Source organism: Rhodococcus sp. APC 3903 (genome assembly GCF_030407755.1).
GTDB classification, from domain to species: domain Bacteria; phylum Actinomycetota; class Actinomycetes; order Mycobacteriales; family Mycobacteriaceae; genus Rhodococcus_F; species Rhodococcus_F erythropolis.
Map to the genome: position 1 here is coordinate 127,704 of NZ_JASDCV010000003.1, position 26,531 is coordinate 154,234.

28 protein-coding genes, 2 tRNA genes and 1 riboswitch are annotated in these 26,531 nt (G+C 61.8%); of the genes, 15 read left to right on the forward strand and 15 right to left on the reverse strand.

Annotated elements, in window-relative coordinates; all coding sequences use genetic code 11:
* The first annotated feature begins 81 nt into the window (after positions 1–81).
* Entirely contained in the window at positions 82–1,380 is a 1,299-nt protein-coding gene (gene dinB / locus QMA15_RS05225; RefSeq protein WP_279163963.1) for a DNA polymerase IV, read from the forward strand.
* Here the strand turns inward: dinB and QMA15_RS05230 are convergent.
* Positions 1,377–2,657 carry an LLM class flavin-dependent oxidoreductase gene (locus tag QMA15_RS05230; RefSeq protein WP_019749007.1) on the reverse strand — a complete coding sequence of 427 codons (1,281 nt, stop codon included), beginning with the start codon at positions 2,655–2,657 and terminating at the stop codon, positions 1,377–1,379. The two genes, dinB and QMA15_RS05230, sit on opposite strands and share 4 nt — an antisense overlap.
* A complete protein-coding gene (locus QMA15_RS05235) occupies positions 2,657–3,448 on the reverse strand; it encodes a 3-oxoacyl-ACP reductase (RefSeq protein WP_290283742.1) in 792 nt (263 codons plus the stop codon). The genes QMA15_RS05230 and QMA15_RS05235 overlap by 1 nt, the downstream gene beginning before the upstream one ends.
* Positions 3,439–3,532: riboswitch (TPP riboswitch) on the reverse strand. Its footprint overlaps the gene before it by 10 nt.
* A gap of 138 nt (positions 3,533–3,670) precedes the next feature.
* On the opposite strand from QMA15_RS05235, the gene QMA15_RS05240 reads away from it, so the two are divergent.
* Positions 3,671–4,111, forward strand: coding sequence for a DoxX family protein (locus tag QMA15_RS05240; RefSeq protein WP_279163962.1), 441 nt, complete (start codon positions 3,671–3,673; stop codon positions 4,109–4,111).
* Positions 4,112–4,215: 104 nt separating this feature from the next.
* Positions 4,216–5,205, forward strand: a complete 990-nt coding sequence (locus QMA15_RS05245) for a diiron oxygenase (protein WP_019749004.1) — start codon at positions 4,216–4,218, stop codon at positions 5,203–5,205.
* On the opposite strand, the gene QMA15_RS05250 is transcribed toward QMA15_RS05245, so the two are convergent.
* Positions 5,202–5,951, reverse strand: coding sequence for a TetR/AcrR family transcriptional regulator (locus QMA15_RS05250; RefSeq protein ID WP_007731095.1), 750 nt, complete (start codon positions 5,949–5,951; stop codon positions 5,202–5,204). The two genes, QMA15_RS05245 and QMA15_RS05250, sit on opposite strands and share 4 nt — an antisense overlap.
* Before the next feature lie 96 nt (positions 5,952–6,047).
* Between QMA15_RS05250 and recO the strand changes: the two genes are divergently transcribed.
* From recO to QMA15_RS05265, 3 genes are read left to right on the forward strand one after another with little or no spacing between them, the layout of a single operon-like run.
* Positions 6,048–6,863: a DNA repair protein RecO gene (recO, locus tag QMA15_RS05255; RefSeq protein WP_019749002.1), complete on the forward strand. Its 816-nt coding sequence runs from the start codon at positions 6,048–6,050 to the stop codon at positions 6,861–6,863.
* Positions 6,829–7,638: an isoprenyl transferase gene (locus QMA15_RS05260; protein WP_029538323.1), complete on the forward strand. Its 810-nt coding sequence runs from the start codon at positions 6,829–6,831 to the stop codon at positions 7,636–7,638. Before recO ends, QMA15_RS05260 begins: the two co-directional genes overlap by 35 nt.
* On the forward strand, positions 7,635–8,057 hold the full coding sequence (locus tag QMA15_RS05265) for a YbjN domain-containing protein (protein WP_019749000.1): 423 nt from the start codon (positions 7,635–7,637) through the stop codon (positions 8,055–8,057). Before QMA15_RS05260 ends, QMA15_RS05265 begins: the two co-directional genes overlap by 4 nt.
* A gap of 12 nt (positions 8,058–8,069) precedes the next feature.
* Here QMA15_RS05265 and QMA15_RS05270 read toward each other — a convergent pair whose 3' ends face one another.
* Together QMA15_RS05270 and QMA15_RS05275 are read right to left on the reverse strand one after the other, a co-directional pair.
* The gene (locus QMA15_RS05270) at positions 8,070–8,501 is read right to left on the reverse strand and encodes a Fur family transcriptional regulator (RefSeq protein WP_029255635.1); all 432 of its coding nucleotides are present in this window, start codon (positions 8,499–8,501) and stop codon (positions 8,070–8,072) included.
* 11 nt (positions 8,502–8,512) lie between these two features.
* Complete coding sequence (locus QMA15_RS05275; RefSeq protein ID WP_223257795.1) at positions 8,513–8,800, reverse strand: metalloregulator ArsR/SmtB family transcription factor; 288 nt, start codon at positions 8,798–8,800, stop codon at positions 8,513–8,515.
* A gap of 294 nt (positions 8,801–9,094) precedes the next feature.
* Here QMA15_RS05275 and QMA15_RS05280 point away from each other — a divergent pair, with 294 nt between their 5' ends.
* Positions 9,095–10,486, forward strand: coding sequence for a glycine--tRNA ligase (locus QMA15_RS05280; protein WP_003944491.1), 1,392 nt, complete (start codon positions 9,095–9,097; stop codon positions 10,484–10,486).
* Between the two features lie 92 nt (positions 10,487–10,578).
* Positions 10,579–11,160 carry a dihydrofolate reductase family protein gene (locus QMA15_RS05285; RefSeq protein WP_019748997.1) on the forward strand — a complete coding sequence of 194 codons (582 nt, stop codon included), beginning with the start codon at positions 10,579–10,581 and terminating at the stop codon, positions 11,158–11,160.
* Here the strand turns inward: QMA15_RS05285 and QMA15_RS05290 are convergent.
* Positions 11,135–11,596, reverse strand: coding sequence for a MepB family protein (locus QMA15_RS05290; protein WP_021333379.1), 462 nt, complete (start codon positions 11,594–11,596; stop codon positions 11,135–11,137). The genes QMA15_RS05285 and QMA15_RS05290 overlap by 26 nt on opposite strands.
* Positions 11,597–11,644: 48 nt before the next feature.
* Complete coding sequence (locus tag QMA15_RS05295; RefSeq protein WP_024487641.1) at positions 11,645–12,010, reverse strand: nuclear transport factor 2 family protein; 366 nt, start codon at positions 12,008–12,010, stop codon at positions 11,645–11,647.
* Between the two features lie 137 nt (positions 12,011–12,147).
* Between QMA15_RS05295 and QMA15_RS05300 the strand changes: the two genes are divergently transcribed.
* Positions 12,148–12,954, forward strand: a complete 807-nt coding sequence (locus tag QMA15_RS05300; RefSeq protein ID WP_019748994.1) for a helix-turn-helix transcriptional regulator — start codon at positions 12,148–12,150, stop codon at positions 12,952–12,954.
* Here QMA15_RS05300 and QMA15_RS05305 read toward each other — a convergent pair.
* Positions 12,929–13,666 carry a polyprenol monophosphomannose synthase gene (locus QMA15_RS05305; RefSeq protein WP_003944487.1) on the reverse strand — a complete coding sequence of 246 codons (738 nt, stop codon included), beginning with the start codon at positions 13,664–13,666 and terminating at the stop codon, positions 12,929–12,931. The genes QMA15_RS05300 and QMA15_RS05305 overlap by 26 nt on opposite strands.
* A 99-nt stretch (positions 13,667–13,765) precedes the next feature.
* Positions 13,766–15,832 (reverse strand): TPM domain-containing protein, encoded by a 2,067-nt coding sequence (locus tag QMA15_RS05310; protein WP_021344666.1) that lies wholly within the window; start codon positions 15,830–15,832, stop codon positions 13,766–13,768.
* Between the two features lie 180 nt (positions 15,833–16,012).
* Between QMA15_RS05310 and QMA15_RS05315 the strand changes: the two genes are divergently transcribed.
* Entirely contained in the window at positions 16,013–16,591 is a 579-nt protein-coding gene (locus QMA15_RS05315) for a YdcF family protein (RefSeq protein WP_128638009.1), read from the forward strand.
* Between the two features lie 5 nt (positions 16,592–16,596).
* Positions 16,597–17,895 carry a deoxyguanosinetriphosphate triphosphohydrolase gene (locus tag QMA15_RS05320; protein WP_021344665.1) on the forward strand — a complete coding sequence of 433 codons (1,299 nt, stop codon included), beginning with the start codon at positions 16,597–16,599 and terminating at the stop codon, positions 17,893–17,895.
* Between the two features lie 13 nt (positions 17,896–17,908).
* On the opposite strand, the gene QMA15_RS05325 is transcribed toward QMA15_RS05320, so the two are convergent.
* Positions 17,909–19,459, reverse strand: coding sequence for a serine/threonine-protein kinase (locus QMA15_RS05325; RefSeq protein ID WP_099697618.1), 1,551 nt, complete (start codon positions 19,457–19,459; stop codon positions 17,909–17,911).
* Between the two features lie 72 nt (positions 19,460–19,531).
* Between QMA15_RS05325 and dnaG the strand changes: the two genes are divergently transcribed.
* Positions 19,532–21,451 (forward strand): DNA primase, encoded by a 1,920-nt coding sequence (gene dnaG / locus QMA15_RS05330; protein WP_003941578.1) that lies wholly within the window; start codon positions 19,532–19,534, stop codon positions 21,449–21,451.
* Position 21,452: 1 nt separating this feature from the next.
* Here dnaG and QMA15_RS05335 read toward each other — a convergent pair whose 3' ends face one another.
* Positions 21,453–21,704, reverse strand: coding sequence for a hypothetical protein (locus tag QMA15_RS05335; RefSeq protein WP_003941570.1), 252 nt, complete (start codon positions 21,702–21,704; stop codon positions 21,453–21,455).
* A 136-nt stretch (positions 21,705–21,840) separates the two neighbouring features.
* Here QMA15_RS05335 and QMA15_RS05340 point away from each other — a divergent pair.
* Positions 21,841–21,913: transfer RNA gene (locus tag QMA15_RS05340), tRNA-Asn, on the forward strand.
* Positions 21,914–21,969: 56 nt separating this feature from the next.
* Here QMA15_RS05340 and QMA15_RS32755 read toward each other — a convergent pair.
* Both QMA15_RS32755 and QMA15_RS05350 read right to left on the reverse strand, forming a co-directional pair.
* On the reverse strand, positions 21,970–22,206 hold the full coding sequence (locus tag QMA15_RS32755) for an HAD-IA family hydrolase (protein WP_341464807.1): 237 nt from the start codon (positions 22,204–22,206) through the stop codon (positions 21,970–21,972).
* A gap of 181 nt (positions 22,207–22,387) precedes the next feature.
* Positions 22,388–22,585 (reverse strand): hypothetical protein, encoded by a 198-nt coding sequence (locus QMA15_RS05350; protein WP_003941659.1) that lies wholly within the window; start codon positions 22,583–22,585, stop codon positions 22,388–22,390.
* A gap of 177 nt (positions 22,586–22,762) precedes the next feature.
* On the opposite strand from QMA15_RS05350, the gene QMA15_RS05355 reads away from it, so the two are divergent.
* Positions 22,763–22,836 (forward strand) — tRNA-Ile (locus tag QMA15_RS05355).
* 826 nt (positions 22,837–23,662) lie between these two features.
* Here QMA15_RS05355 and QMA15_RS05360 read toward each other — a convergent pair.
* Both QMA15_RS05360 and QMA15_RS05365 read right to left on the reverse strand, forming a co-directional pair.
* On the reverse strand, positions 23,663–24,625 hold the full coding sequence (locus tag QMA15_RS05360) for an HTTM domain-containing protein (RefSeq protein ID WP_279163961.1): 963 nt from the start codon (positions 24,623–24,625) through the stop codon (positions 23,663–23,665).
* Entirely contained in the window at positions 24,622–25,113 is a 492-nt protein-coding gene (locus QMA15_RS05365; protein WP_279163960.1) for a hypothetical protein, read from the reverse strand. Before QMA15_RS05365 ends, QMA15_RS05360 begins: the two co-directional genes overlap by 4 nt.
* 366 nt (positions 25,114–25,479) lie before the next feature.
* Here QMA15_RS05365 and QMA15_RS05370 point away from each other — a divergent pair, with 366 nt between their 5' ends.
* Complete coding sequence (locus QMA15_RS05370) at positions 25,480–26,196, forward strand: SGNH/GDSL hydrolase family protein (protein WP_024487644.1); 717 nt, start codon at positions 25,480–25,482, stop codon at positions 26,194–26,196.
* Positions 26,197–26,531 lie beyond the last annotated feature (335 nt).

The window sequence follows — 26,531 nt, forward strand, 5'->3', positions numbered from 1 at the left end:
TTTCACCGTACGCCCGATTCGTGATCAATTCCATGGAATCTATTTGCGGCCTTTCGTTGTGTCGGTGGCGCATGGGAACATATGTTCGTGTCGCATGAACCGCTGGATCGAGAAACGCCAGGTAATCACCCTGGCGGTGCTCGTTCTGGCGGTAATCATCCTGGGGGTGGTCGACCTACGGGTGACGCAACGATCCTCCATGCGGACCTCGATTCGTTCTACGCATCGGTCGAGCAACGTGACGACCCGACTCTGGCGGGCAGACCGGTCATCGTCGGTGGTGGCGTGGTCCTGGCGGCAAGCTACGAGGCCAAGGCATTCGGGGTTCGAACTGCGATGAGTGGTGGTCAGGCTCGATCACTGTGTCCCCAGGCAATCGTCGTTCCCCCGCGAATGTCGGCGTACTCGCAGGCGAGCAAGGACGTGTTCGACGTCTTTCACGACACGTCGCCGCTGGTCGAAGGAATCTCCATAGACGAGGCCTTTCTCGAGGTCGGCGGGCTGGCCAAAATCGTGGGAAACCCGCTGCAGATCGGGGCCAACCTCAGACGCGACGTGGCCGAGCAGGTCGGACTACCGATCACGGTCGGGATCGCACGCACCAAGTTCCTGGCCAAGGTCGCGAGTGCATTCGCGAAACCCGACGGATTGCTGCGAGTGCCGCCGGAGGGCGAGACCGAATTCCTGCATCCGTTGCCGGTCGAGAAGCTGTGGGGCGTCGGCAAGATCACGGCCCAGAAGTTGCGAAACTTCGACATCGTGACGGTGGGTGACATCGCTCGGCACGACGAATCCTCGATCGTCTCGATTCTCGGGGGCGGCGCCGGTCGCCATCTCTACGCGCTCTCGCACAATCGAGATCCGCGCCCCGTCCGCGCCTATCATGGCCGCAGTTCGATGGGTGCTCAGCATGCGCTTGGTCGCGGATCCCATTCCCGCGCAGAACTCGATGCGTCGTTGATGTCCCTTGTCGATCGTGTCAGTCGACGCATGCGTTCGGCGCAGCGGACGGGGCGCACGGTCACGCTCCGGCTTCGCTTCGCGGATTTCACGCGGGCAACTCGATCTCACACGCTGCGCCGGTCCACCGCCGACACAGCGGAATTGCTGAACGCCTCGATGGTGCTGCTGGACGAAGCGATACCGATGATCGCGGACAAGGGCATCACGTTGATCGGTGTCGCTGTCTCCAACCTGGATCGGGACCGCGCCGAACAACTCGAATTGCCCTTCGACGGTCCAGGATTCGCGGGTCCGGACACTGCCGCCCTCGACTCGGCGATGGACAGCGTCCGGAAGAAGTTCGGCTCGGCGGCTCTCACGAGGGGAGTGCTCCTGGGACGCGATCCGGACCTGTCGGTGCCGCTACTGCCGGACTAGGTGAGGTTTTCTCTCAGAGTCGCTCCCTCGTATTCGCGTCGGAACAACCCACGCGCCTGCAGCACCGGAATCACGTGATCGACAAAATCTTCCAGGCCCTGCGGATACGTCGGCGGCATCAGATTGAAACCGTCGGCACCGCGGCCGTTCAACCAGGATTCCATCTCGTCGGCAATCGACTCCGGTGTGCCGATCATCGTTGCGTGGCCACCACCCGCAGCGAGCGTCCCGAGGAGTTCCCGCACAGTCGGTGCGTCCTTCTCGACGATCCGCAGAATAGTTGCGTAGCGTCCTTGCGGCCCGCTGAATGCTTCGAGTGGAGGCAACGGGGGCACGGGCCCGTCGAGATCCCAGTCCTCGCAATCCTGTCCGGTGAACAACGAGAGTTGGCGTATCGACTGTTCGGTGGGCAGCAGGCGATCAAGTTCGGCCTTCTTGGCCCGTGCCTCGGCGACAGTACTTCCGACGTAGGTGACCAGCCCCGGCATGACGGCGACCGAGTTCGAATCCCGGCCGGCGCGCTCGATTCTCGACTTCACGTCCGCGTAGTAGCTCTGCGCGCTGGGTAGGTCGTAGGCAACCGAATAGATCGCCTCGGCGCGCTGCGCAGCCAGATCGCGACCCTGCTCGGACGCCCCGGCCTGAAACAAAACCGGTCTGCCCTGCGGGGATCGAGGAACCGTCAACGGGCCGTCGACACGAAAATGCTTGCCGTCGTGATCGATGCGAGAAATCTTGCCTGCGTCGGCAAAACGTCCCGCCCGGTCGAGGATCAGCGCGTCTTCCGACCACGAATCCCACAATGCGAGGGCCACTTCGACAAATTCGTCGGCTCGTTCATATCGGGATGCGTGATCGGGCATCGCCTCGAGTCCGTGGTTGCGCGCCTCCTGGTCGAACATCGAGGTCACGACGTTCCATCCGGCCCGTCCGCCGCTGATGTGGTCGAGCGATGCCAAAAGTCGTGCCGCGTGGAATGGCGTGTAAAAGGTCGTGGAGATGGTGGTGACCAGGCCGACGTTCGCCGTCGCTCGTGCCATGGCAGTCAACGCGGTGATCGGTTCGAGAAACCACGACGCACCAGACTCGGGTTCTCGAACACTGTGACCGTCAGCGAAGAAAACGGCGTCCAGCTTGCCGCGTTCGGCGATCTGGGCGAGCGACTCGTAATACGTGATGTCACCGAGACTTTCGACCGGTGAGTCGCGGTGTCGCCACGCCGCACTGTGATGCCCGCAACCGAGTAGGAACGCACCTATCCGTAGCTGTGCGCCCATCAGTTCTTGACGAGTCCGCCGTCGACAACCAGATTCTGGCCGGTCACGGCCCGCGACCATGGGGAGGCGAAAAAGAGTGCAGCGTCGGCAAATTCGTCCGGCGTCGTGACTCGGCGCAGGGGAGTGCTTGCCGCGATCATGTCGAACACTGCTTCCGGTGTCGCGGCACTCGCATCGGTGGTGCGGAGCAAGCCGCCGGAGACCATGTTGACTGTGATCCCGTCCGGACCGAGGTCGGCGGACAGCGTCCGTGTCAGTGCCAACAGTGCGGCCTTGGCAGCGGTGTAGTCGTGGCACGGAACTACCGGATTCTGGACCAGATTGGTTCCGACAGTGATGATTCGGCCGAAGCCGAGTTCGCGCATGCCTGGTAGTCCTGCCTGGGTGGTATTGAGTGTTCCGGCAACAGCTCCGCGTAGTTGAGAGTCGAAGTCGGCCCAGGTGATCGTGTCCGCGTTCGGCCGGGCATCGCCGTTGAACGAGAAGTCGACCAGTGCATTGTCGACCACGGTCGAGATCGGTGCGTCGAATCTCTCGCGTGCAGCGGAGAACAACTGGTCGACGGAACTGCGGTCCGTCACGTCCGCCTGGACTGCGAAGGTGCGATCCTCACCCAGTTCGGCGACCAGGGCCTCGGCGGCATCGCGGCTCTTGTTGTAGTTCACGATTACGCGGGCGCCCGAGCGGAAGAATGCTCGGCTCAGTGCGGCGCCGAGCCCGCGGGCGCCACCGGTGATCAGAACGATCTGCTCGTCGAGGTTCAATGCGCGCTGAAATTGCTGTTCGGTCATGTCGACATCCCTCCGCCAGTGCTAACTGGTCAGGTTCATCGGGTCTGATCTCAGCCGACTTTTTCGGCACCCCGTGTCACCGTCCATCAGACCACGTGAGGTGAATCGTCCTGAACGCCGGGTGTGCAGTAACGGTCGGCGCGATGAGTTTTCGATCGCTCGGGAGTCGTAATTGCAAGCGAAGTGGCAACAGGCCGCTCGCCTTCGCCCCAGGAGAATCCGATGACCACCCAGCCCGTCCACAACGAAACTGTTTCCGGTAACGCCACGACGACGACACCTTCGGCCACGGCTCGCAAGGTCGGATACGTCCTGAGTGGGCTGTTCGTCGTTTTCATGCTCTTCGACGGCATCATTCACATTCTCAACCTTCAGACCGTCAAGGACGCCTCCGCCGAACTTGGGTTGCCGGACTCGCTGGCATTGACGGCCGGGGTGGTGCAACTGATCTGCCTTGCGCTGTACGTGATTCCGCGAACGTCGATACTCGGCGCGATTCTGCTCACCGGTTACCTGGGCGGAGCCGTGTTGACCAACCTTCGAGCGGAACAGCCTCTGCTGAGCGCGACATTGTTTGCCGTCTACACCGGAATCGTCATGTGGGCGGGTCTGTATCTCCGAGACGAGAAGGTTCGCGAGATCATCCCGGTGCGGCGGGCCTGAAATCAGGCCCCTGAAGGGGTTGCGTGGGACGCGGTGTCCCATTATGTTTGACCTCATTCAAGTCCGTCGACTCCAATCGACGGACTGGCCGTGAGGAGACACCGATGGCTCGGTCAGCGTCGATCGAAGTGGAAAAGCCGTACCGCCAGGTACTGCAGACTTTGTCCGAGGGCTCAGTTGCCCGCAGTTTCGATCCCTATCTCGACATCGACTGGGATTCACCAGAGTTCGCGATCGATCCGCATGATCCGAGGTGGGTACTCTCATCCGTGTCGGATCCGCTCGGAGCGACGCAGTGGTACCAGGACCAGTCGTTGGAGCGTCGAATCGCCATGGGAATGTGGCGTCAGGCGAATGTGACCAAGGTGGGTTCGGCATTCGAGAGCATCTTGATCCGGGGAATGCTGCAATACATCATGGCGCTACCCAACCAGTCGCCTGAGTTCCGGTACTGCCTGCATGAGATGACCGAAGAGTGCAATCACATCCAGATGTTCCAAGAGCTCGTCAACCGTATGGACATCGACGTACCGGGTATGCGTCCGATGTTCCGGCGGCTGTCGCCGATCATCGGAGTGCTGGGAGCAAAGTTCCCGGTCATCTTCTTCATCGGCATTCTGGCTGGTGAAGAACCGATCGACCACTTCCAGAAGGATCTCATCCGCGAGGGTAAGGACACGCCGCCGGCGATGCTCCGCACCATGGAGATTCACATCGCCGAAGAAGCGAGACACATCTCGTTTGCTCACGAGTTCCTGCGCAATCACGTCCCCAGACTCAGTCGTACGAGTCGAGCCATCACATCGGTCGCCTTCCCCGGCACGATGCGTTGGCTTGCGGGCGAAATCATGTCACCGCCAAAGGAATTCGCCGAAGAATTCGGAATCCCGGACGAGGTGATGAAGAGCGCCTTCTGGGGGAGCCCACATTCACGCCGCATCCTGGGTAATTACTTCGGTGAAATGCGAGCCCTGGCAGACGAACTCGGATTGATGAATCCGGTGTCGAAGCGTGCGTGGCGAAAGCTGCGCATCGACGGCGACTACGCCCGCTACCGCGGCGAGCCGAAGCGTTCCGACAAGACCCGGATCTAGTCCGGCCGCGAAGTTCCTCCGTCGGAGGACACCAGTTCGGCTATGAGCGTGGACAATTCGACATGGGGATCGATCTGTAGCCCGCTCGAGCGTGCAACGCCGTCGAACATGTACCAGGTGTATTTCGCGAGGTCGGCGACGATCTCTTCGCGGCTCGGTTTCGGATCGGTGCTTCGGACCCAGTGGGTGAGCGTGCCCTCGACCATTGTCACCACTGCGAACGGTAGTGAATCGAAGGGTGAGGAGTCGATCCCCACGGATCGACCGACTTCGGTGATAGTGGTGCGGGCCGAGTCGGCGATTGTCGCCTTCAAGCTGCTGATCGCGTCGATGCTCTCGTCGTCGTAGTCGGTGGGGCCGGTACCCATGAACTCGTGAATCCGCGGATGCTCGGTGATCCACTCGGCGACGGCGCTGATGGTTCGGGTCAGGATCTGGTCGAGAGTGCCTACCGAAATGCTCATCGACGCATCCAGGGCCGCCGCAAATTGGCCGAGCACAAACGCTCGGACTCGTCGATCGAGGTCGTCTCGGCCGCTGAATTGTCGGTACACCACCGACTTGGCGAGGCCGGCACGGTCGGCGATCTGCTGGACGGACACCTCGGCACCTGCCGCGCGCTCTTCGATCAGTTCGACAGCCGAGGTGAGTATCCGTTTCTGACGCTCGGAGTTGTGTCGCTCCCACCGCGCTTCGCGACCGGTCAACTCTGCAGTGACAGGTTGCGCAATTGCGTCGCTCGGCATCGGGCCAGTCTATCCGGACGGACCCGCCGTATTTCCGACTTGTCATCGGGCGCGGCATCGGGATCGGTCGTCGGTACAACGTGGGACACTGGTCGAGTGAGGTTGTATCGAGACACGGCGGTGGTGCTGCGCCTGCACAAACTGGGCGAAGCCGACCACATCGTCACGTTGCTCACCCGTCAGTTCGGGTTGGTACGTGCCGTGGCCAAAGGTGTCCGCCGGACCACCTCCAAATTCGGTGCCAGACTCGAACCGTTTGCTCACATCGACGTGCAACTACTTCCGGGCAAGAATCTCGACATCATCACTCAGGTGCAGACGGTCGATGCCTTCGCCACTGACATCGTCGACGACTACAGCCGGTACACCACGGCCTGCGCCGTACTCGAAACTGCCGAGCGGTTGGCCGGCGAGGAACGCGCGCCGGCCCCGCAGCTCCAGCGATTGACGGTGGGAGCACTGCGTGCGATCGCCGAGCAAGCGCGGCCGGTCGAGTTCGTGCTCGACGCGTTCTTGTTGCGAGCCATGGGCTATGCGGGTTGGGCGCCTGCCCTCGAAGAGTGCGCCCGCTGCAGCGCTCCGGGACCGCACCGTGCATTTCATGTCGCCGCAGGCGGAGCCGTCTGTACCTACTGCCGCCCGGCGGGTGCTGCGACGCCGTCGCCCGGAGTGCTCGACTTGATGGAAGCCCTGCTCCGAGGGGAGTGGGAGGGCACCGATTCGGCGCCCGCGACGCTGCGGACGCAAGCCAGCGGACTGGTCGCGGCACACCTGCAGTGGCATCTCGAGCGTCAATTGCGGACGTTGCCGCTGATCGAGCGTTCGAGGCCGCATGCAGCCGTCGAGGTCGACTTGTCCGTGAGGCAGGATGGAACCCGTGATTCGACGACGCGAACCGCGAACTCCGCTTGATCCTGCTGCTGAACGGGTGATCCGGCCACCGGACCCACATCCGTCCGGGGCGACCCCGCCGATCCTGCAAACCGAACTCATCCCGCGCCACGTCGCGTTGGTGATGGACGGCAACGGACGGTGGGCACAGGAGCGCGGTCTGCCGCGAACCGCCGGGCACGAACGCGGTGAAGCGGTCTTGATGGACACGGTGTGCGGGTGCATCGAGATGGGTGTCGAGTGGCTCTCCGCCTACGCATTCTCCACCGAGAACTGGAAGCGCAGTCCCGACGAGGTTCGATTCCTGATGGGCTTCAACCGTGACGTCATCCGCCGCCGACGCGACGAGATGAACGAAATGGGTGTGCGTGTTCGCTGGGCCGGTCGTAAGCCGCGCCTGTGGGCCAGTGTGATCAAGGAACTCGAGATCGCCGAAGAACTGACCAAGAACAACACAGTCATGAACTTGACCATGTGTGTGAATTACGGCGGGCGGGCCGAAATTGCCGATGCGGTAAAGGAAATCGCGAAGCGTGTCGCGGCCGGTGAGATCAATCCGGACAAGATCACCGAGGCGACGGTTGCCAAGTACCTCGACGAACCCGACATGCCCGACGTCGATCTCTTCCTGCGTCCGTCGGGGGAACAGCGGACGTCCAATTTCTTGATCTGGCAATCCGCCTACGCCGAAATGGTGTACCAGGAGAAGCTGTTTCCCGATTTCGACCGCCGCGATCTCTGGGCCGCCTGCGTCGAATACGCCTCACGCGACCGTAGATTCGGTGGCGTCAAATGACAGGGGAGAACATGACCGACACCACCGACGAAGCAGCCCGCCTACAAGAACGCGCGGCCGCCTCGCTGGCGCATTTCGTGACGGTCGATGTGGCTGCGGACGGCTCGCTTGGTTTCCAGTACTCCGGCGCGCTGTGCTCGATCCAGGCGATGAATTTGTCCGAGGGGCTGGACGTGCTGTCCATGACGTGTGTCCTCGCGTGGGACCGACCGGTCAGCGCGGCACTGCATCGCAAGGTGGCCGAGCGGAACCGGACCATCCAATTCGGTTCGATCGCGGTATTCGGCCACGGCAGTCTGGCGGACGTGATCCTGCGATACACGTTCCCGGCGGCCGGACTGGACGACGAGGCACTGACCACGATGTTGCTACTCGCGCTGACCGGCGCCGATACCGCGCGTCAGGGTTTGATTCCCTGACGCTGTCAGCTGTCAGCCGGCGGCGCAGTCGCGGCAGGTGCCGAAGATCTCGACGGTGTGACTCACTTCGGTGAAACCGTTGTCCTCGGCGATGGTCTGTGACCACTGCTCGACCGTCGGGCCCTCGACCTCGACGGTGAATCCGCAGTTGCGGCACACCAGATGATGGTGGTGTCCGGAGGAGCAGCGTCGGTAGACGGACTCACCTGTGTCGGTGCGCAGGACGTCGATGGTTCCGGCGTCGGACAGTGCCTGCAGCGTTCGGTAGACGGTGGTCAGGCCGATGCCTTCACCGCGCTTGCGCAGTTCGTCGTGCAGTTCCTGTGCCGACTTGAATTCGTCGATGTCGTCGAGCAGGGCGGAGATGGCGCTGCGCTGTTTCGTGGAACGAACGCCGACGGTGGCCGGTCCACGTTTCGAGGTCGTACTGCCCGGGGTGTTCATGCGGTGGAATCTCATCCTTCTTCGGCGTGGGCGACAGCGTCGACGACGATGTGTGCGAGGTGATCGTCGACGAGTCGATAGAGAACTTCTCGTCCGTTGCGTTCGCCGCGGACGACGCCCGCTGCTTTGAGAACGCGCAAATGCTGGCTGATGAGTGGCTGAGTGACACCGAGAGCGCCGACGAGTTCGTGAACGCAGCGCTCCGACTCGTGGAGCTGAAGCACGATCGCGATGCGAACGGGTGCAGCCAGCGCCCGCAGAATTTCGCCGGCGGCCGCCAAAGTTTCCTTGGGCGGCACGGGCGCGGGGGGTGCGGCTTCGAACGGGTCGTGCGTGTGTCCGAGGTCGGAATGATCATGGCTTTTGTGGAGATCGCCGGTATCCGCAATGCTCACAGCGAGGCTCCTTCGAGGGGTAGATCATGATGTCCGGGCATAGCCATCTCACCACATTATTGCAAATCACTTTCATTTTGATATGCACAAGTATGCATGTCAACCTTGGACGGAAGTGCGTGGCAGCCGCCAGATAGGCTGATGGTGCGAAAAGCGCACGAAAATCATGCATCTATTACCCAGATGGAGAGCAATCGAGTGGCACCCAAGTCCAAGATCGAAGCCGTTGTCAATCTCGCCAAGCGGCGAGGCCTGGTCTACCCGTGCGGTGAGATCTACGGCGGTACCAAGTCCGCATGGGACTACGGCCCATTGGGTGTCGAGCTCAAGGAGAACATCAAGCGTCAGTGGTGGCGCAACATGGTCACCAGCCGCGAGGACGTCGTCGGCCTCGACTCCTCGGTGATCCTGCCCCGCGAGGTGTGGGTCGCATCCGGTCACGTCGGTGTCTTCAACGACCCGCTCGTCGAGTGCCTCAACTGTCACAAGCGTCACCGTCAGGATCACCTGCAGGAGGCGTACGCGGAGAAGAAGAAGCTCGACAACCCGGACGACGTCTCGATGGATGTCATCGGTTGCCCCGATTGCGGCACCGTCGGCCAGTGGACCGAGCCGCGCGACTTCAACATGATGCTCAAGACGTACCTCGGCCCTGTCGAGAGCGAAGAGGGCATGCACTACCTTCGCCCCGAGACCGCACAGGGCATCTTCGTCAACTTCGCCAACGTGCTGACCACCTCGCGGAAGAAGCCGCCGTTCGGCATCGGTCAGATCGGCAAGAGCTTCCGTAACGAGATCACCCCGGGCAACTTCATATTCCGCACCCGCGAGTTCGAGCAGATGGAGATGGAATTCTTCGTCAAGCCGGGCGAGGACGAGCAGTGGCATCAGTACTGGATCGACTACCGCCTGGACTGGTACACCGGCCTCGGCATCAACAAGGACAACCTGCGGCTGTACGAGCATGCGCCGGAAAAGCTTTCGCACTACTCGAAGGGCACGACCGACATCGAGTACCGCTTCCACTTCCAGGGCAGCGAATGGGGCGAGCTCGAAGGTATCGCGAACCGTACCGACTTCGATCTCTCGACGCACTCCAAGCACTCGGGCACCGAGCTGAACTACTACGACCAGACGACGGGCGAGCGGTACACGCCGTACGTCATCGAGCCGGCGGCAGGTCTCACGCGTTCGCTGATGGCCTTCCTGGTCGACGCGTACACCGAGGACGAGGCACCCAACTCCAAGGGCGGCGTCGACAAGCGCACGGTGCTGCGACTGGATCGTCGACTCGCTCCCGTCAAGGCCGCAGTGCTGCCGCTCTCGCGCAATGCGGATCTGACGCCGAAGGCAAAAGATCTTGCGGCGCAGTTGCGTCAGAACTGGAACGTCGAGTTCGACGACGCCGGTGCCATCGGTCGTCGTTACCGTCGCCAGGACGAGATCGGCACACCGTTCTGCATCACGGTCGACTTCGACACTCTCGAAGATCAGGCTGTGACGGTGCGTGAGCGTGACTCCATGGCGCAGGAACGCGTCGCCCTCGATCAGGTGGAAAGCTACCTGGCTGCGCGGCTGATCGGTTCCTGATTCGTTCGAAGCTGACGGGCGGTTCTTCTCATTCGAGAAGGACCGCCCGTTTTCTCTTTCCATGGTGGATCTTCAGGCGCAGGATCGAAGTTATGAGAAAACTCAGCGTGACCAACAGCGTGACTCTCGACGGTGTCATGCAGGCACCTGGCGGGCCGGACGAAGATCGTCGTGGCGGATTCGAGCACGGTGGATGGGCGGCACCCTTCAACGATTCCGTCATGGCACAGAAAATGGGGGAGGGGATGGCGAAGAAATCAGAGTTGCTCTTCGGACGCCGAACCTATGAGAACTTCGCCTCGTACTGGCCGTTTCAGACGGACAATCCGTTTACCGAGGTGCTCGACAACACGCAGAAGTACGTAGCGTCAAGGACTTTGGGTGAACCGCTGCCGTGGAAGAACTCGACTGTGTTGAAAGGCGATGCCGCCGACGCGGTCGCCGCACTGAAGGAAAGCGATGGCCCGGATCTGGTGATTCTGGGCAGTGGCGACCTGATCACGTCATTGGCCGAACGGCGTCTCGTCGACACCTACACTCTGCTGATTCATCCGCTGGTTCTCGGAACCGGGCGCAGATTGTTCCCCGACGGTGCTGCGCTCGCTCAGTTCACCCTCACCGAAAGTGTTCCTACGACAACAGGCGTCATCATCGCGACGTATCAGGTGAGTTGAATACATCAGGGAACTCGCCGAAATGCTGCTTCTGCCAGCGCTGGGTTCTGACGGCTTGCACACTGGTCGGCGTGACCCAGGGCGGATAGACCCGGATAGCGCGCTTGCCGCCCGAGAAGTTCGTCGACACGATGTCGTGTTCGACGAGAGTTTCGGTGGGAAAGACGAAGTGACCCAGATGTTCTTCGTCGTAGACCTTCACCACAAACAGCGCGACGCCGTCGCTGGTGTCGAAGGGGCGGATGGGCCCGGCCTCGGAACGGCGCCACAGGGTGACGAACTGACCGAGCTTGGTCGGCGTCGTCTTGGCGGTTCGATAGACGGAGGGAAGGCCGTTGACGGTCAGCGTGTGAGCGCTGTATTCAGCACCCTCGGACTCGGGAATCGGTGTGGACCAGGTAAATCCGTCGGCGTTCATCGGCACCGATGATGCCACGGACCACCGACAGCCTTCGTGGCGAAGGCTGTCGGTTGTAGACGCACTTCAGGCCGTAGGTACCTTGTCGAGAAACCCGAGGACAAGCGTCACCCGGCCGTCGTCGTCGCGTTCGAGTACGTCGAACCCGTCGATCAGTGACTCGGCCCCCGCCGGGCCGAGAGCCCAACCGAATCGAGCCTGTCGGTGGTGCGCGTCCACCGGCCCGATGAGGGTGAAGTGCATGCCCGGAAATTGTTGCTGCACAGCGTTGATCATCGCGTCGATCTGATCGTGTCCGGTGACGTCCGCGAGCGGATCGGTGTAGCGGCCGCCGGGTGCGAACAATTGCTCGATCCGTGCTCTACGGGCGGTGGTATCTGTTTCGTTCCACATGTCGATATAGGCGTCGGCGATTGCGTCGAAGTCGCTCATGGTCGCTCCCTTGATCAGTTCCGGTGGTGAACATCCGGCGGTCTCGCCGGCTGAGACCACTGTTCCTCCGAAACTGCTTCGGGTCGATTACCTCCGAGGTCATGGTCTCGGCTACCTCGGGTCGCTAACTTGAAAGAATGACCTTCGAGACGATGGACGTTGGCACCGAACTCAAGCGGTGGCGGGAGCGGCGAAGGCTCACTCAGTTGGGCCTCTCGGCAGCGGCAGGAGTGTCGACCAGGCACCTGAGCTTCATCGAAACCGGCCGCTCCAAACCCAGCCGGGACATGATCCTTCACCTGTCCGAATGCCTGGATGTTCCTCTACGGCAACAGAATACGCTTCTGCTGGCAAGTGGCCACTCGCCGGAGTACTCGCAAAAATCGTTGGCGGAAGCGCCGATGTCAGCGGTGAGCGAGGCCATCGATCGCATCATCGACGCGCATGACCCTTATCCGGCCGTGGTGGTCGATCAGCAATGGGAGATGATCGCCGGGAACCAGGCCGTGAGAATCCTGACCGAGGGGGCCGCTGAATTCCTCCTGGAACCACCGGTGAACGTATTGCGTTTGAGCTTGCATCCCGAGGGCATGGCGCCGCGGATCGTGAACCTCGCGCAGTGGCGGACCCACCTGCTCGCCAGGTTGGCGCGGGAAGTGGAGGTCAGTGCGGATGCGCAGTTGGCGTCGCTGCTCGACGAGTTGCGCACCTATCCGAGCGGCGGAGACTGGCACGACGACCGCGCGAATTCCCTGCTGGTTCCGTTGCGCGTACGCGCGGGCGATACCGAATTGGCGATGTTCAGCACCACCACCGTGTTCGGTACGCCGCGCGACGTCACGCTTGCAGAGATCGCGATTGAGTCGTTCTACCCGTCGGACACGCAGACCGCCGATTATTTTCGATCAGCCGCGCAGGTCAGAGAGACTTCTTGCCGAACTTGAGCTTCCACGGCACCAGAGCGGACTCCAACTGAACCGAGAGGCTCATCTTGGAGACACCTTCGGTGCGTTCCTCGAAGCGGATTGGCGTTTCGGCGATCTTCATGCCGCGCTGAACAACTCGGTAGTTCATCTCGACCTGGAATGCGTAGCCGTTGCTCTGCACCGATTCGACGTCGATGTCGCGCAAGGTCTTTGCATGCCACGCCTTGAAGCCTGCAGTTGCATCCTTGACGTGCAGTCGCAGAATAGCGTTGACGTAGAAGTTCGCCCAGGCGGACAAAGCCTTGCGATGCCACGGCCAGTCGCCGGCAACTGCGCCACCCTCGACGTAACGGGAGCCGAGAACGACTGCCGCATCGGTCGTGGTGAGGATCTCGATCATGGCGGGGATCGCTTCGGACGGATGGGAGAGATCCGCGTCCATCTGAATGACGATGTCGGCGTTCTCCGCCAGAGCCCGGCTCATGCCCGCGACGTAAGCACGGCCGAGTCCGTCCTTGACCGTGCGGTGAAGCACTCCGACCGGGATGGGTCCATCGATACCCAACTTGTCCGCAACCTCGCCCGTGCCATCGGGGGAGTTGTCATCCACCACGAGGACGTGCAGGTTCGGGATCTTCAACGCGGCGAGGCGATCGACGAGCTTTGGCAGGTTCTCACGCTCGTTGTATGTAGGTACAACGACGGTTATCTGCGGGGCGACGCTTTCCATAACACCTTCGTATGATCTGTGATCCCGACTTGCCGGATGAAGCGTACGACGAGTGCGGTCGTGAACAAAGTAGGGATTTTACTACCTCGACAGGATCCGTCAGAACCGGCCGCCGCCGCCTCGACTGGTTCGGCCGCCGCCGCCACCGCCGAAACCACCGCCGCCGCCACCGCGACCTGAGCGTCCACTGCTGCTCGGTCCGCCGTACGAGCGGGGCCCGCCGCCACCTCGCAGAATGCTGTTGATCAGGATGCCGCCGAGGATCGCTCCCGTCGCATCGCCGCCGCCACCGCGGGGTCGTTGGTTTGCTTCCCAGGTGTTGACGTCGTTCTGCGCGGCGCGAAGTGAGTGCGTCGCCAAGGTGGTCGCGGCCTGGGCGTGTTGCAGTGCCTTCGACGGATCCGAAGCCTGCAATTGCTGGGCCGCCTGCAGGTGCCGCTGAGCCTCCGCGTAGCGAGTGCGCGCCTCCGCCCCGATCGCGCCGCGCCTGGTTCCGAGGAAGTCGCCTGCAGCGGTCACCTGAGCCTGTGCGGCCAGAATGTCCTGGGCGAGGCGCTGCTGTGCACGTTCGAGCTGCTGCTTCTGCTCCTGAGCGTCGGCAAGCAGCGCGTCGAGTTGGGCGTCGGCCGCGACGATCTGGTTGAAGGCTGTCAGCGGATCGCTGTCCTTCGACGTCTGAGCATTCGCCAACGCTGCCTGGGCTGCGGCCTTCGCGTCCGCCAACTTCTGCCCGCCCTGCGCCAGGTAAGCGTCCGCAGCAGTGATGCCCTGCTGGACGTCGTCCATCGCGGACGGAAGAGTCGCGATGGCGTTTCGGATGTCGTCGGCGGCGTGATCGACGCCGTCGAGCAGTTTGCGTGCCTGATCGAGAGCCGCTTCGGCAGTGCGAATCGCGGTGACGGCAGCGCCTTGCTTACCGGCCGGCAGCGCGGTGGCATCGCGGCCTTCCTCGATCGACTTCTCGGCGAGCGTCAGGCGTTCGCTGGCCATCGTGACGTTGTTCACGACAGATGCCAGCGTCGGCGCGGGGAACTGATCCTTCAATTTGGTCAGAATTGCCTCGGATTCGGGCAAGCGCACGCTGAGAGAAACAACACTCTGCGTCAACGCATCGAGACGTGCGGGGGCGTTGATGAGAAGGTCGCGAAGCCCGTCGAACTCCTCGACGCGAGCTTCGAGTTCTTGGTCGGCTCGACCGCACGAGGAAATGATGTCGATCAGCATCTGGCGGCGTTGATCGGGAGTTTCCGGGATGGCGTCGTCGAGTCGCTGCCTGATCGCGAAGGCTTCGGCGAGGGTGGCCTTGGCCTTGTCGAATGCTGCCGAGAAGGGTGCGACGGCGGAATCTCCGAACTCGCTGCGGGCCAGATCGAGCTCCTCCTGGCTGCCGGCGATCGCGTTGTCCGTCTCGACGAGGATCTCCTTCGCGCGTTCGTCGAGCGTCGGCAGCGGGAGTGCGTTGAGGCTGGCGATGTCGTCGGGGGAGATGTTCTTCGCGGCTTCGACGCTTGCCTTGTTCTTGTCGTTCTTGCGCTTACGTGAGTACAGGACCACGCCGCCCGTCCCGACCACCACAGCGCCGCCCGCGATGAGGAGTGTTCCGACTCCCATTCCGCCGCTCGTGTTGTTCGCGTCGCCGAGTGCTCCAGCTGCAGCAATTGCCGCGCCGGTCCAATCATCCTCGGCAAGAGCCGGTTCCACCGCGTCGGAATTGATCGATTCGATGTCGGAATCCGTGATGTTGCTCAGCTCAGCGGGGACGTCGAGGTAGTAAGCACGCTCCGCCGTGGCAACTGCAAGCAGGACGGACTTGGTACTCAGCGTCGACTTCGTGGCTGTCTGCTGTGCCCACGCCTGGCCACCCAGGTTGTTGAAATCGGGGACGAACGCGACCCACAGATCGATCTGGTGGTCCTCGCTGAGTTGATCGATCGCGGCTTGTATGTCGCTGCGTTGCCCGGCGTCGAGAACCCCGGAGGTGTCGGTGATGTGATTCGGCAACACCATCGGGGCGTCTGCCGAGGCGAGCGCAGGACTGAAGACGAGCGCCAGCAAAGCGAAAATCGCCGCGACGGCGGCGGCGCTTCCCCGACGGCGAACGGGTCGGGTGATTGTCCGACTCTGCTCTACCGAGGACAACTGCGCGAAGTGTGGTGCGAGGGCCATGACGCAAATCTATCCGTTGTGGCGCGTCGGCATCGGAGGTGATCGCCGCGAACTGGCAGAATTGCGGGAGTGAAACCTGCTTTCGGTAACCGCCCCCACGACCCATCACCCTCACGGGCGGGCGGCTTCGGGGCAGGATTGGCTCGCTGGACGCGCCGACTGATCGCCGGTGCCGTGTTGATGGCCGTGGTTCTGGTCGGGGGTACTGCGTTCCGGGTGTGGCAGGTGGCGCGCATCGACGACACGCGGCCGGCCGACGCGATAGTCGTTCTGGGCGCGGCTCAGTATTCCGGCACTCCGTCGTCCGTCTTCGAGGCCCGACTCGAGCAGGCGTACAAGCTGTACAAGCGCGGAGTGGCGCCGCAGATCATCACCGTCGGCGGTAAACAAGAAGGTGACGAGTACACCGAAGCGGCGTCGGGAAAGATGTATCTGACCGATCGCGGAATTCCGTCGAGTGCGATCACCGCAGTGGAGACCGGTTCGGACACACTTCTCAGTATCGACGCGGTGAGCGCCGAGATGTCCTCGCAGGGAATCAATTCCGCTGTCCTGGTCAGTGACCCGTGGCACTCCTTGCGAACGCGGACGATGGCCCGCGACACAGGACTCCAGGCGTGGACCGCACCTACTCGTCAGGGCCCGGCTGTCTTCACCCGCGAATCCCAGTTGCACGGAATCGCTCGCGAAACCGGCGCGCTGCTCTGGTATCAGCTCACGCACTTCTCCGCAGACTTCCCCTACACGGCAGGGCAATAGCGACCATGACAGCTCACACCACCTACGGAGGCGGCACCTACTCCGAACACGACCTCGAACGTCGTGTCGTCGAGGCGCCGAAGCGAGCGGGGTTGCCGGGTTCGCAGATCGCAGCGGCGCAGCATCGTTCGGACTTCTCGCGAGATCGGGCGCGTGTCCAACACTCCGCGGCTTTGCGGCGCTTGGCCGACAAGACCCAGGTTGTCGGCCCGCGCGACGGTGACACACCTCGCACGCGGTTGACGCACTCGATGGAGGTCGCACAGATCGGGCGAGGGATCGCCGACGGACTCGGTTGCGATCCGGACCTGGTGGACCTCGCCGGTCTCGCGCACGACATCGGGCACCCGCCGTACGGTCACAACGGCGAGAAGGCCCTGGACGAAGTCGCCAAGGACTGCGGAGGTTTCGAGGGCAACGCGCAGAATCTGCGGATATTGACCAGCCTCGAACCCAAGATCCTGCGCCCCGACGGTCTGAGTGCCGGCCTCAATCTCACCAGGGCATCACTCGACGCAGCCATCAAGTACCCCTGGACCCGGCCGCAGCCCGGCGCGAAGTTCGGGGCATACGACGACGACGCAGAGGTGCTCGCCTGGGTTCGAGACGGGGCGCCCGAGCGTCGGCAATGCCTGGAAGCTCAGGTCATGGACTGGGCCGACGACATCGCGTATTCCGTGCACGATGTGGAGGACGGGGTGATCGCAGGCCGTATCGACCTTCGCTCGCTTGCCGATCCGTCCGAGCAGCGCGCACTGGCAGAACTGGGGGCCTCCGAGTTTCGGGGATTGGTAGTCGACGATCTGATCGACGCCGCTCAACGGTTGTCCGAACTCCCCGTCGTACGCGGGGTCGGAAGTTTCGACGGCACACTCGGAAGTTCCGTCGCGTTGAAGAATCTCACGAGTGAATTGGTGGGTCGCTTCGCTACCGCGGCGATCGCCAGCACCCGGCTGACACACGGTGACCGACCCCTCTCGCGGTATCAAGCCGACCTCGACATACCCGAGGCCGTCGCATCCGAGGTGGCGTTGCTCAAGACCGTGGCGCTGTACTACGTGATGTCCGACGCCGGACACAAGGCGCGTCAGGATCGGCAGCGTGATCGTGTTCATCGCGTCGCGGAATGGCTGCTGGCGACTGCGCCGGCCGGGCTCGATCCGATCCTGCTGCCCGCGTGGGAACGCGCCGCGGACGACGGTGCTCGGGTCCGGGTAGTGGTGGATCAGATCGCGTCGTACACGGAGAGTCGGCTGGAACGGGTGGACAAAGCGAGCCTGGGCGCGCAGGCCAGCTGGGGCTGAGCCGCTTACGCCTTCAGCAGGTCATCCGCGTCGACGGGTCGGTAGTGGTATCGAGCCACTTGCCGTAAGCGTCGCCGCCTGCTGCGCGAACGTCCTTGCAGATCTTCGACTCGGTGTTCCCGGATTCGCGATACACCGTGTAGATCGCCGTCCCCGAATCGGAGACTTGACGCAGTGACGGGCAGGACTGGTCTGTGCGTAGGTATTTCGAGCCGGGGAACGCGTCGAGGTAGTTCTGGATCTCGCTGGCGTACGTTGCCGGATCGGTGGCATTGGCCAACACCACGATTCCGGTTCCTTTGCACGAGGGGACGGTGATCGGCTTGCTGACCCCGAGGTCGCCATTTCTCGCGGACGGGTTCGACGCCCGGGTGGTCGTGGTCGCCTGCAGTCCGGCGGTGGGTAGCGGCTCGAGCTTGGGCGTTCTGGCCGGCTCCTGAGTGGGTGCCGGTGCCGACGTGGAGATGGAAGCTGCTGCAGTGGTGGGTGATTCGGGTCCCGAGTTCCCCAGCATTACCCAGGCCGCCGTGCCTCCTGCGGCCAGAACGAGTGCAACTCCAGCCGCACCGATCGCGATCGGGGCTCGGTTTCGCTTGGTCTTTGTCGCGATGTGCGTGTAGTTCCCGTGAGCGGGATTCGCCGTGGTGTAGATGGGCGGCCCGACGATCGTGGGGTGCAATCCGCCGGCGGAACCGGGGGTGTCGGTCGTCGAGAGGGCCTGCCGCGCTTGGAGTGCGAGCGCTCCCGTAGTCGGATAGCGGTGTGCGGGATCCTTTGCCATGCCGCGAGCCACGATGGCGTCAAAACCTTGCGGGAGCGACGGAACTGTCAGTGTGGGGCGTGGCGGCGGAGCGTTCAGGTGCGAATTGACCAGATTCTCGATGCTTGTGGTGTTGAAAGGTGTTGTTCCGGTGAGTGATTGGTAGAGGACACAAGCCAGGGAATAGACATCCGCTGCGGCCGTCGGCGTTTCGATTCCGAACCGCTCCGGCGCCATGTACGCATAGGAACCGACTGCGCTTCCCTCGGTGGTGATCTTCGTGTCCGTCTGTGAGTATGCGATTCCGAAGTCGACGAGGTAGGCGAAGCCGTTGTTCGTGAGAATGATGTTGTCTGGTTTGACGTCGCGATGGATGAGCCCGCGGGCATGTGCGGCGTCCAACGCCGAGGCGATTTGCGAGACGATGTCGACGGCTCGTACAGGCGTGAGTCGGCCGAATTCGGCCAACTCGGCGCGCAACGTATGACCTTCGACCAAACGCATGTCGATGAAGAGGACTCCGTCGATCTCGCCCCAGTCGTGTACCGGGATCACGTGCGGTTCGTTCAAGGCGGCGGTGGTGCGAGATTCTCGGCGGAAACGAGCCTGGAATGACGGGTCGGCCGCAAGTTCGCGATGGAGCAACTTGAGTGCGACCAGGCGATCCTTCGAGGTGTCGTACGCCTCGTACACTTCACCCATTCCGCCTCGGCCGAGGAGGCGACGCAACTCGTACACGCCGAATCGGGTTCCTGATCGCCCTTCGTGCGAGCTCGAGGCGTTTTCAGTCATCGTCGGTCCCATCGCTGCGGTGCAGAGTCGGCCATCAACATATCGTTGTCAGGAGGTGCCGGGGGACCGCCTAGACTGATGTACGTGGCGGGCCGAATTTCTGACAGAGACATCGCGGCCATTCGCGAACGCACTCGCATCGAGGACATCGTCGGTGAATACGTTTCACTCAAGCGTGCCGGTGGCGATTCGATCAAAGGTCTGTGTCCCTTTCACGACGAGAAGTCGCCGTCGTTCCACGTGCGACCCAACCACGGCCTCTACCACTGCTTTGGCTGCGGTGAGGGCGGGGACGTGTACTCGTTCCTGCAGAAGATGGATCACATCAGCTTTGTCGAGGCTGTCGAGCAGTTGGCGGATCGGCTCAGCTACACGATTTCGTACGAGGGTGGTGGGCCGTCCGTTCAGCGCGATCGCGGCACTCGTGCACGCTTGATCGCAGCAAACGCGGCGGCTCAGGAGTTCTACGCCGCTCGTCTGCGCGAACCCGATGCCCAGGCGGCTCGCGACTACCTCACCGAGAGAAACTTCGACGGTGCCGCAGCACTGCAGTTCGGGTGTGGATACGCGCCCGAAGGTTGGGACACTCTCACAAAACACTTGATGTCCAAGGGCTTCGAATTCAAGGAACTCGAAGCAGCCGGGCTGTCCAAAGAGGGGCGACGAGGTCCGATCGACCGGTTCCATCGCCGTCTTCTGTGGCCGATCCGCAGCGTCGCCGGTGACGTCATCGGCTTCGGTGCCCGCAAGCTTTTCGACGACGACACCATGCCGGGTAAGTACGTCAACACGCCGGAAACGATCCTCTACAAGAAGTCTCAGGTCCTGTTCGGCTTGGACCTCGCCAAGCGCGACATCGCCAAGGGGCACCAGGCGGTAGTCGTCGAGGGCTACACCGACGTCATGGCGATGCACTTGGCCGGCGTCAAGACCGCCGTCGCTTCGTGTGGAACCGCCTTCGGTGAGGAGCACCTTGCGATGCTCCGCCGACTCCTGATGGACGACAGCTACTTTCGCGGTGAGATCATCTACACCTTCGACGGTGATGCCGCAGGGCAGGCCGCTGCGATGAAGGCGTTCGAGGGTGATCAGAAGATGGCCGGGCAGACGTTCGTCGCCGTCGCGCCCGACGGAATGGACCCGTGCGATCTGCGTCTGAAGTCTGGTGACGCCGCCGTTCGCGACCTCGTGGCACGGCGCACTCCGATGTTCGAGTTCGTGGTGAAGTCCATCCTCACCGAACACGATCTGGAGACCGCTGAAGGTCGCGTCGAGGCACTGCGTCGTACCGTCCCCGTCGTTGCGCAGATCAAGGAATCAACTCTGCGCGACAGCTATGCGAATCTGTTGTGCGGATGGGTCGGTTGGGACGATCTTCCGTCGGTTCGACGACGAGTGCGTGACGAAGCTCGCAAACGGGCGTCGACGCGCGGATCTTCGCCGGCGCCCAAGCGTCGTCAGGTTGTCGAGGCACCTGCTGCCGATGCGCTCGCGCTGCCGATCGGAATTTCCAGGCCCCGGCCCAACGATCCGGCGCTCTCGACGCAGCGAGCTGTCCTCAAGGCCGCATTGCAGCACCCTGGCATCGCCGGCAGTGTCTTCGACTCGTTGCCTCCCGAGACATTCACCCACCCCGCCTACGTTGTCATCAGACAGGCAATGGCTGACGCCGGTGGAACGAGCAAGGGGCTCGGTGGCGCCGAGTGGATCGAAGTCGTCACCAAGGGCGTCGAGGACATGACGGTGGCCTCGGTTGTATCTGAGCTGGCCGTCGAACCGATGCCGTGCGACGAAGACACGGTTCCGCGCTACATCAACGGAGTGCTCGCACGACTGCAGGAAGCGTGGGTGGGCGAGCAGGTTGCCGACCTCAAATCCAAGCTTCAGCGCGTTTCACCTGCTGCGGCCCCCGAGGAATACAACTCACTGTTCGGAGACCTCGTGGCGCTGGAGCAGTATCGCCGACAGCTGCGTGAGCAGGCTGTCGGCGACCAAAGCGTCTGACCTAGCGGTTTTTCTTCAACTGGTCGTGGGGGACCAGAATCGTGGTCTCCTCGTTGATCGGCTTCATCGGCTCGAGCTTGGGCTGAGTACTCAGTGAGTCGGCCAGCTTCTGCCGTGACGCGTCCAACACCTTCTTGGTGGCCGGACTAGTGGCCACCGCCTTCGCGGCCCGGCTGATCTGCTCGTATCGTGCGCGGCCCGCTTTGGTTCCCAGGACGTACCCAGCTGCAACACCGATCAACAAACGCATCATTCCTGCTTCCCTCCAGCACCGATCGTCCTGACTCCATCCTGCCTGATGACTCGCTGGGCAGGCGATTTGGTACTTCGGTGGAGGATTCGCTACAGTTTCTCAGGCAACGCCGGAACGGGCGAAGCGAGCAAGACAATCCCCTGTAGCTCAATTGGCAGAGCTTCCGACTGTTAATCGGACGGTTGCTGGTTCGAGTCCAGCCGGGGGAGCAGCAAAGCCCCTCACCTGAGAAATCGGGTGGGGGGCTTTCTTGTATTCGTCTGACCTAGTGCGCTCGCAGCAGGTCCACCGATCGAAGTGCCGATTCGACGTCTGCCGCCTTGTTTGCTTGTTCTGCGCGAATTCCCAGCCGTCGAGCGCTGAGGACGTTCACCAGGTTGTCGTCGACGAAGAAGGTCTGCTGTGGACGCGCATCGAGAAACTCCAGCGCAGCCAGGAAGGCCGCAGGGTCGGGTTTGGTAGCTCCGAGCATGCAGGAGAAAACATGCTCGTCGATTGCCACTGGAGTTACAACACTTTCGATGGCGGCCAACAGGACAGGCCCATTGTCGTTTTCAGTGACGCCGATGGCCGCTGCACCCGTGAACGCGACGCGTAGATATTGGCGACAGATACACCAAAGCCCGACGCAAGTGTCTGCGTCGGGCTTTCGGTGGAACCGTCGAACTGTTTGACGGGTGCGCTTACTTCGCTGCGCGATCCGACGGCTCGAACAGCCGGATGATGTGGCTGGGGTTGATGTAATAGACACCATTCGGAGAATTGAGGACGAGAGTGTCTTCGGTGAAATCGGTGACGGTGCCGTTCAGCTTCGCGCCGTCGGACATGATGATCCGGATCGTGGCCTTCGAGTTCTTGAATTCGGTCAGTGCAAGCTTCATGTGGTGATCCTGTTCCGTGGGGTGTGCACTCCCACGGTATCGGCTCATCGCTCCTGTGCCGACCAACCTTGGAAGACTCGACTCGAAAGAGTGCAACGCGTCACCGCCTGCCCGATTGTGATCCGCGTCGGATGTGCCGGTAACATTCGGATTCGCCGCGATGCATCGCATCCGGATGGGGCGGTAGCTCAGTCGGTTAGAGCCGTGGACTCATAATCCATTGGTCGCGGGTTCGAGCCCCGCCCGCCCCACGTTCAGGTGCCGTGAGCCCGCGGGTCAGCCCCAATGATTTTTGTCGAAGATCATGCTGCAGACGATCGCCACGGCGACTAGTGCGCAAAGTGCAATCACCAGGACAGTTGCCCACACGTTGTTGGGATTGAATCGCCTGGCAATGCGCCTGCGATTGCGTCTGAGTCGAGCGTTCGTGGTCACACAAGGAATCGTCGCATCATGATCGTCGATCGCAGATGAGGTGAAAGTCTCGGATCCAGATGACCAATTTCCCGACAGTGTCGGATGTGCAACGCTTCTGGACGTGACCGAGACAGCGACCACTCGGAAGACGAAGGAAAAGCAGGTACCTATCCAGGTATTTCAGCGTATGTGCTCAACCAGCCGAAGTGTCACGCTCTAGATGTACTTACGCACGGCGATCGAAGGTGATTTCGACGATCGAACTCAGGGGTCACTGAACAATTGTCTGTACCTGCCGGCGCGAGCCCGGCCCACAGGTGACGACGATGCGTTCCAGTGACCCCCTGAGCGTCGACGCACGCTGGTTAAGCAGACAGCTGGCAAGAAACCATCTTCGCCTGGTGTAAGTGCAGGCAGTCGAGCCGACCCCCGCGGCTCGACTGCCCCCAACACGCGATGTGGGGTCCGAATGGCGGCGCCGAATTGGCGATTGGGGCGCCCGTCTGCGAACCGAATGTCAGTGAATGTAGAAGTTCTCGGAATTTCATTGGGAGACAGTAGGTTTGTTTGATCCCCAGGTTGAGGGAGTCTGGGGATCGCCTACCTGTGATTGGGGCACTCACGAACTGTGACGGAAAGGTCCGCTCCCGGATATTAGATTTACGGTGCGTCCGAACTGGCCGGAGATACTTGACGTGGAGTTTCCGGCGCCGACGTTCTACCGATATCGGGCCTTCTGCCCAGGACTCGCTTGGTGACCCATACAGCAGGCGCCGACAGGAACGGCAGATACACGAAGATATAGCTGTCGAACTCGATGCCCAACGCGAGATAAACCCCAAGGTGAAACCCGAGTAAGACGACGATCCCGATTCTGAACAAGACAGGGAAGAGCACGGCAACGATCAACCAGCCTTCAGCGAAGACAGTGGCGTAGTCGAGTGCCTTCCATAGCCACTCCGAATGGATGTCGAATAGTTCGTGGGTCAGCGGACCGAGCTTGGTGGGGTCAGCGACGTCTCGTGCAACGTAGCCCCGGGTTGCCTGCAATTCGGGGTTCAGCCAGCCGGACGCAGCTTTGGGTAGTGCCGCTGTAAACAGGGCGTAGGCGACCGTCACTGCCCAGATGAGCATGGGCAGTCCGCGGGTTTGAAGTGCTTTGCGTTGTGTGCGTGAACGTCGTGCGTCGAGGGACCATGCGGCGCCCCATCCAGCGGCTGCCATGGCCACCGGCAAGATTTCGAAAAGAATGAAGTGGTCGACCTTGCCGAAGGAATTGACCAACCCGCTGCCGGTCATGAGCGTGAGGGGCATTGCGATGGACGCGGCCGTCGTTCGATATCCGACCAAGATGGCGATCGCCAGGATGAATCGGGCGACTTCGAGTCCGACGAGGAAGTTCTCGGAGGGTGGTGACGACAGCAGGAAGAACGGACCGGATTGCGGATGAAACAGAATCGAGGGAACCTCGCCCGCCCACGTGTAGTCGATGGGAAACGCGATCACATATAGCGCGAAGAGAATTCGAATGACAGCGAGGAACCTCGCATCCCCGCGGTACGCCTCGCACAACTGATCGATGTGGTCGCGCAGGAACAACAGAGTTCCCGCACGGGCACTCATAGATCAACCCTTGTCGTTTCGCACGGGTCAGTTGACGCATCGGTTCCGTCGGTGATGTCGATAATTGTTTTGCGCCAGCAGAACTCGATACTGTCCGGGATGGCACCACTTCCGACTTCGACGCTGCGGTTTCGGAGCCATTCGACCAATTCAGGGTCCGCGGTTCGGGTGTTTCGGTCGCCTGCCCCGCTGGGGCGGAACGCATAATCGAGTGATGCTCTCGCGGATGAGTAGCGAATATCGCCGGCGAGATCCACTGGGTTGGGACTGATCGTGGATCCGTCGGTGTAATGGAGAGTGATATCCAAGCCACTTCCACTGAACTCGCCGTCTGCATTGGGCACGCCACCGAAGCTGGGCATGCGAATTGTCGGGTACGACTCAGGGCGGACACCGAACGAGTAGGCGCCTTGCACGAGGAGTACGACTGCGAGTGCTGCGATCGCGATCAGTCGCCGATTGCTGCGCTTTGCTTCTGTTTCCGGCATGTCGACGTTCTTCCTGGCACCTGGTGCCGGTTTCTTCGAATGAGAAAAATAGAGGGGATTGCCGAGCGAGGGGACTGGGTGTTGTCGCGCGTCCGTGCAGATGTGCCGAAAGTAGTTGAAGTGTCGACGAAATATAGCTGCGCGATTGCCGCTTGTCGCAGTGTTGATTTGAAAATGGACTTTGGTCCGTCGAATGGGGGACAGTGTGCCCTGAATGCTTTGCCGCGCCTTAACTTCCAGCAAGCTTGGCCCCAGTCTGCTGTGAGAGCGGGATTTCACTCCTTCGTCGATGGCCGATTCAAGCGGAACGACAGATGCTTGACACTCGCTCAGAGGCAACATGATTCGACCCCGTATGTTTACGGGGTGACCAAACCCAACAAGCGAACTGTCGCCGTCATCGGTGCCATGGTTTTCACCGTCGTAGCGGTGATCGTAGGATTTGCGTACGAGCAATCCCGAGACAGTCGGGCAACTGCCTCTGTGTCGCAGCCTGACAGTTCGGCGCCGGCGCTGAATGCCCCTACCGACGACTTCGACACGGTCGCAATTTTGGGGGACTCGTACTCGATTCCGAACACGACGGGAGATCATTGGCCGGCGCTGCTCGCCTTCGATCGTCGCTGGTACCTGGCAGATTTTGCGAGCGGTGGCACCGGCTACGTCCAGGGAAACGAGGAAAAAGGCAAGCTACCGTTCGGTGCGAAAATTGATCAGGTCGTTGCGGTGAATCCCGAGGTCGTCATCATCGCCGGCGGTCGGAACGATGTTTCGTACCCGCTCGAGGTGCGAGATGCGACTCGGGAGTTGTATGCGCAGCTACGAGATCGGCTTCCTCACGCCAAGGTTGTCGTCATCGGCCCCATCATGGACAACCGGCCTCCATCCGAGACCGCTGTCAATGTCAACGATCGAATCCGTTCCGCCGCTGAGCAGTACAAGCTGCCTTTCATTGATGCGCTCGCCGAGAACTGGCTGTCGGACCCGACGTTACTCAAGGAAGACGGCATGCATCCCACGCCGGCAGGTCAAAGGCTCATGTTCGAGAAGATCAGCGAGCACCTTCACTCGCTCGGTCTCTAGCTCTGAAGGAAAGCGAAGAGGACCCCGCAGGCGCGGGGTCCTCTTTTTCGTGAAAAGTATTGTCGGACTTAGGTCATCAGTAGCGAGGACTTTGGGTGCAGTCTTGGCTGGCCGGCTGCCTCACACGATGATGGAAAAGTTCGGGTAAGAAAGCTCTCGCGGGCTGTGTCGCCGCCCCTATCCGCGTTGCGGCTTGTGTGCATCGCAGTTCACCGCAGGTGATGCACGCGCGGCGATATCTACGCTGGGAGCTCGTCGGCGGAATGTCGTTCTTGTGCCTTGCCGGTGGCTCGACCATCACTGCAGCCTGAACGGAGATGGCAGGGATGGCGTAG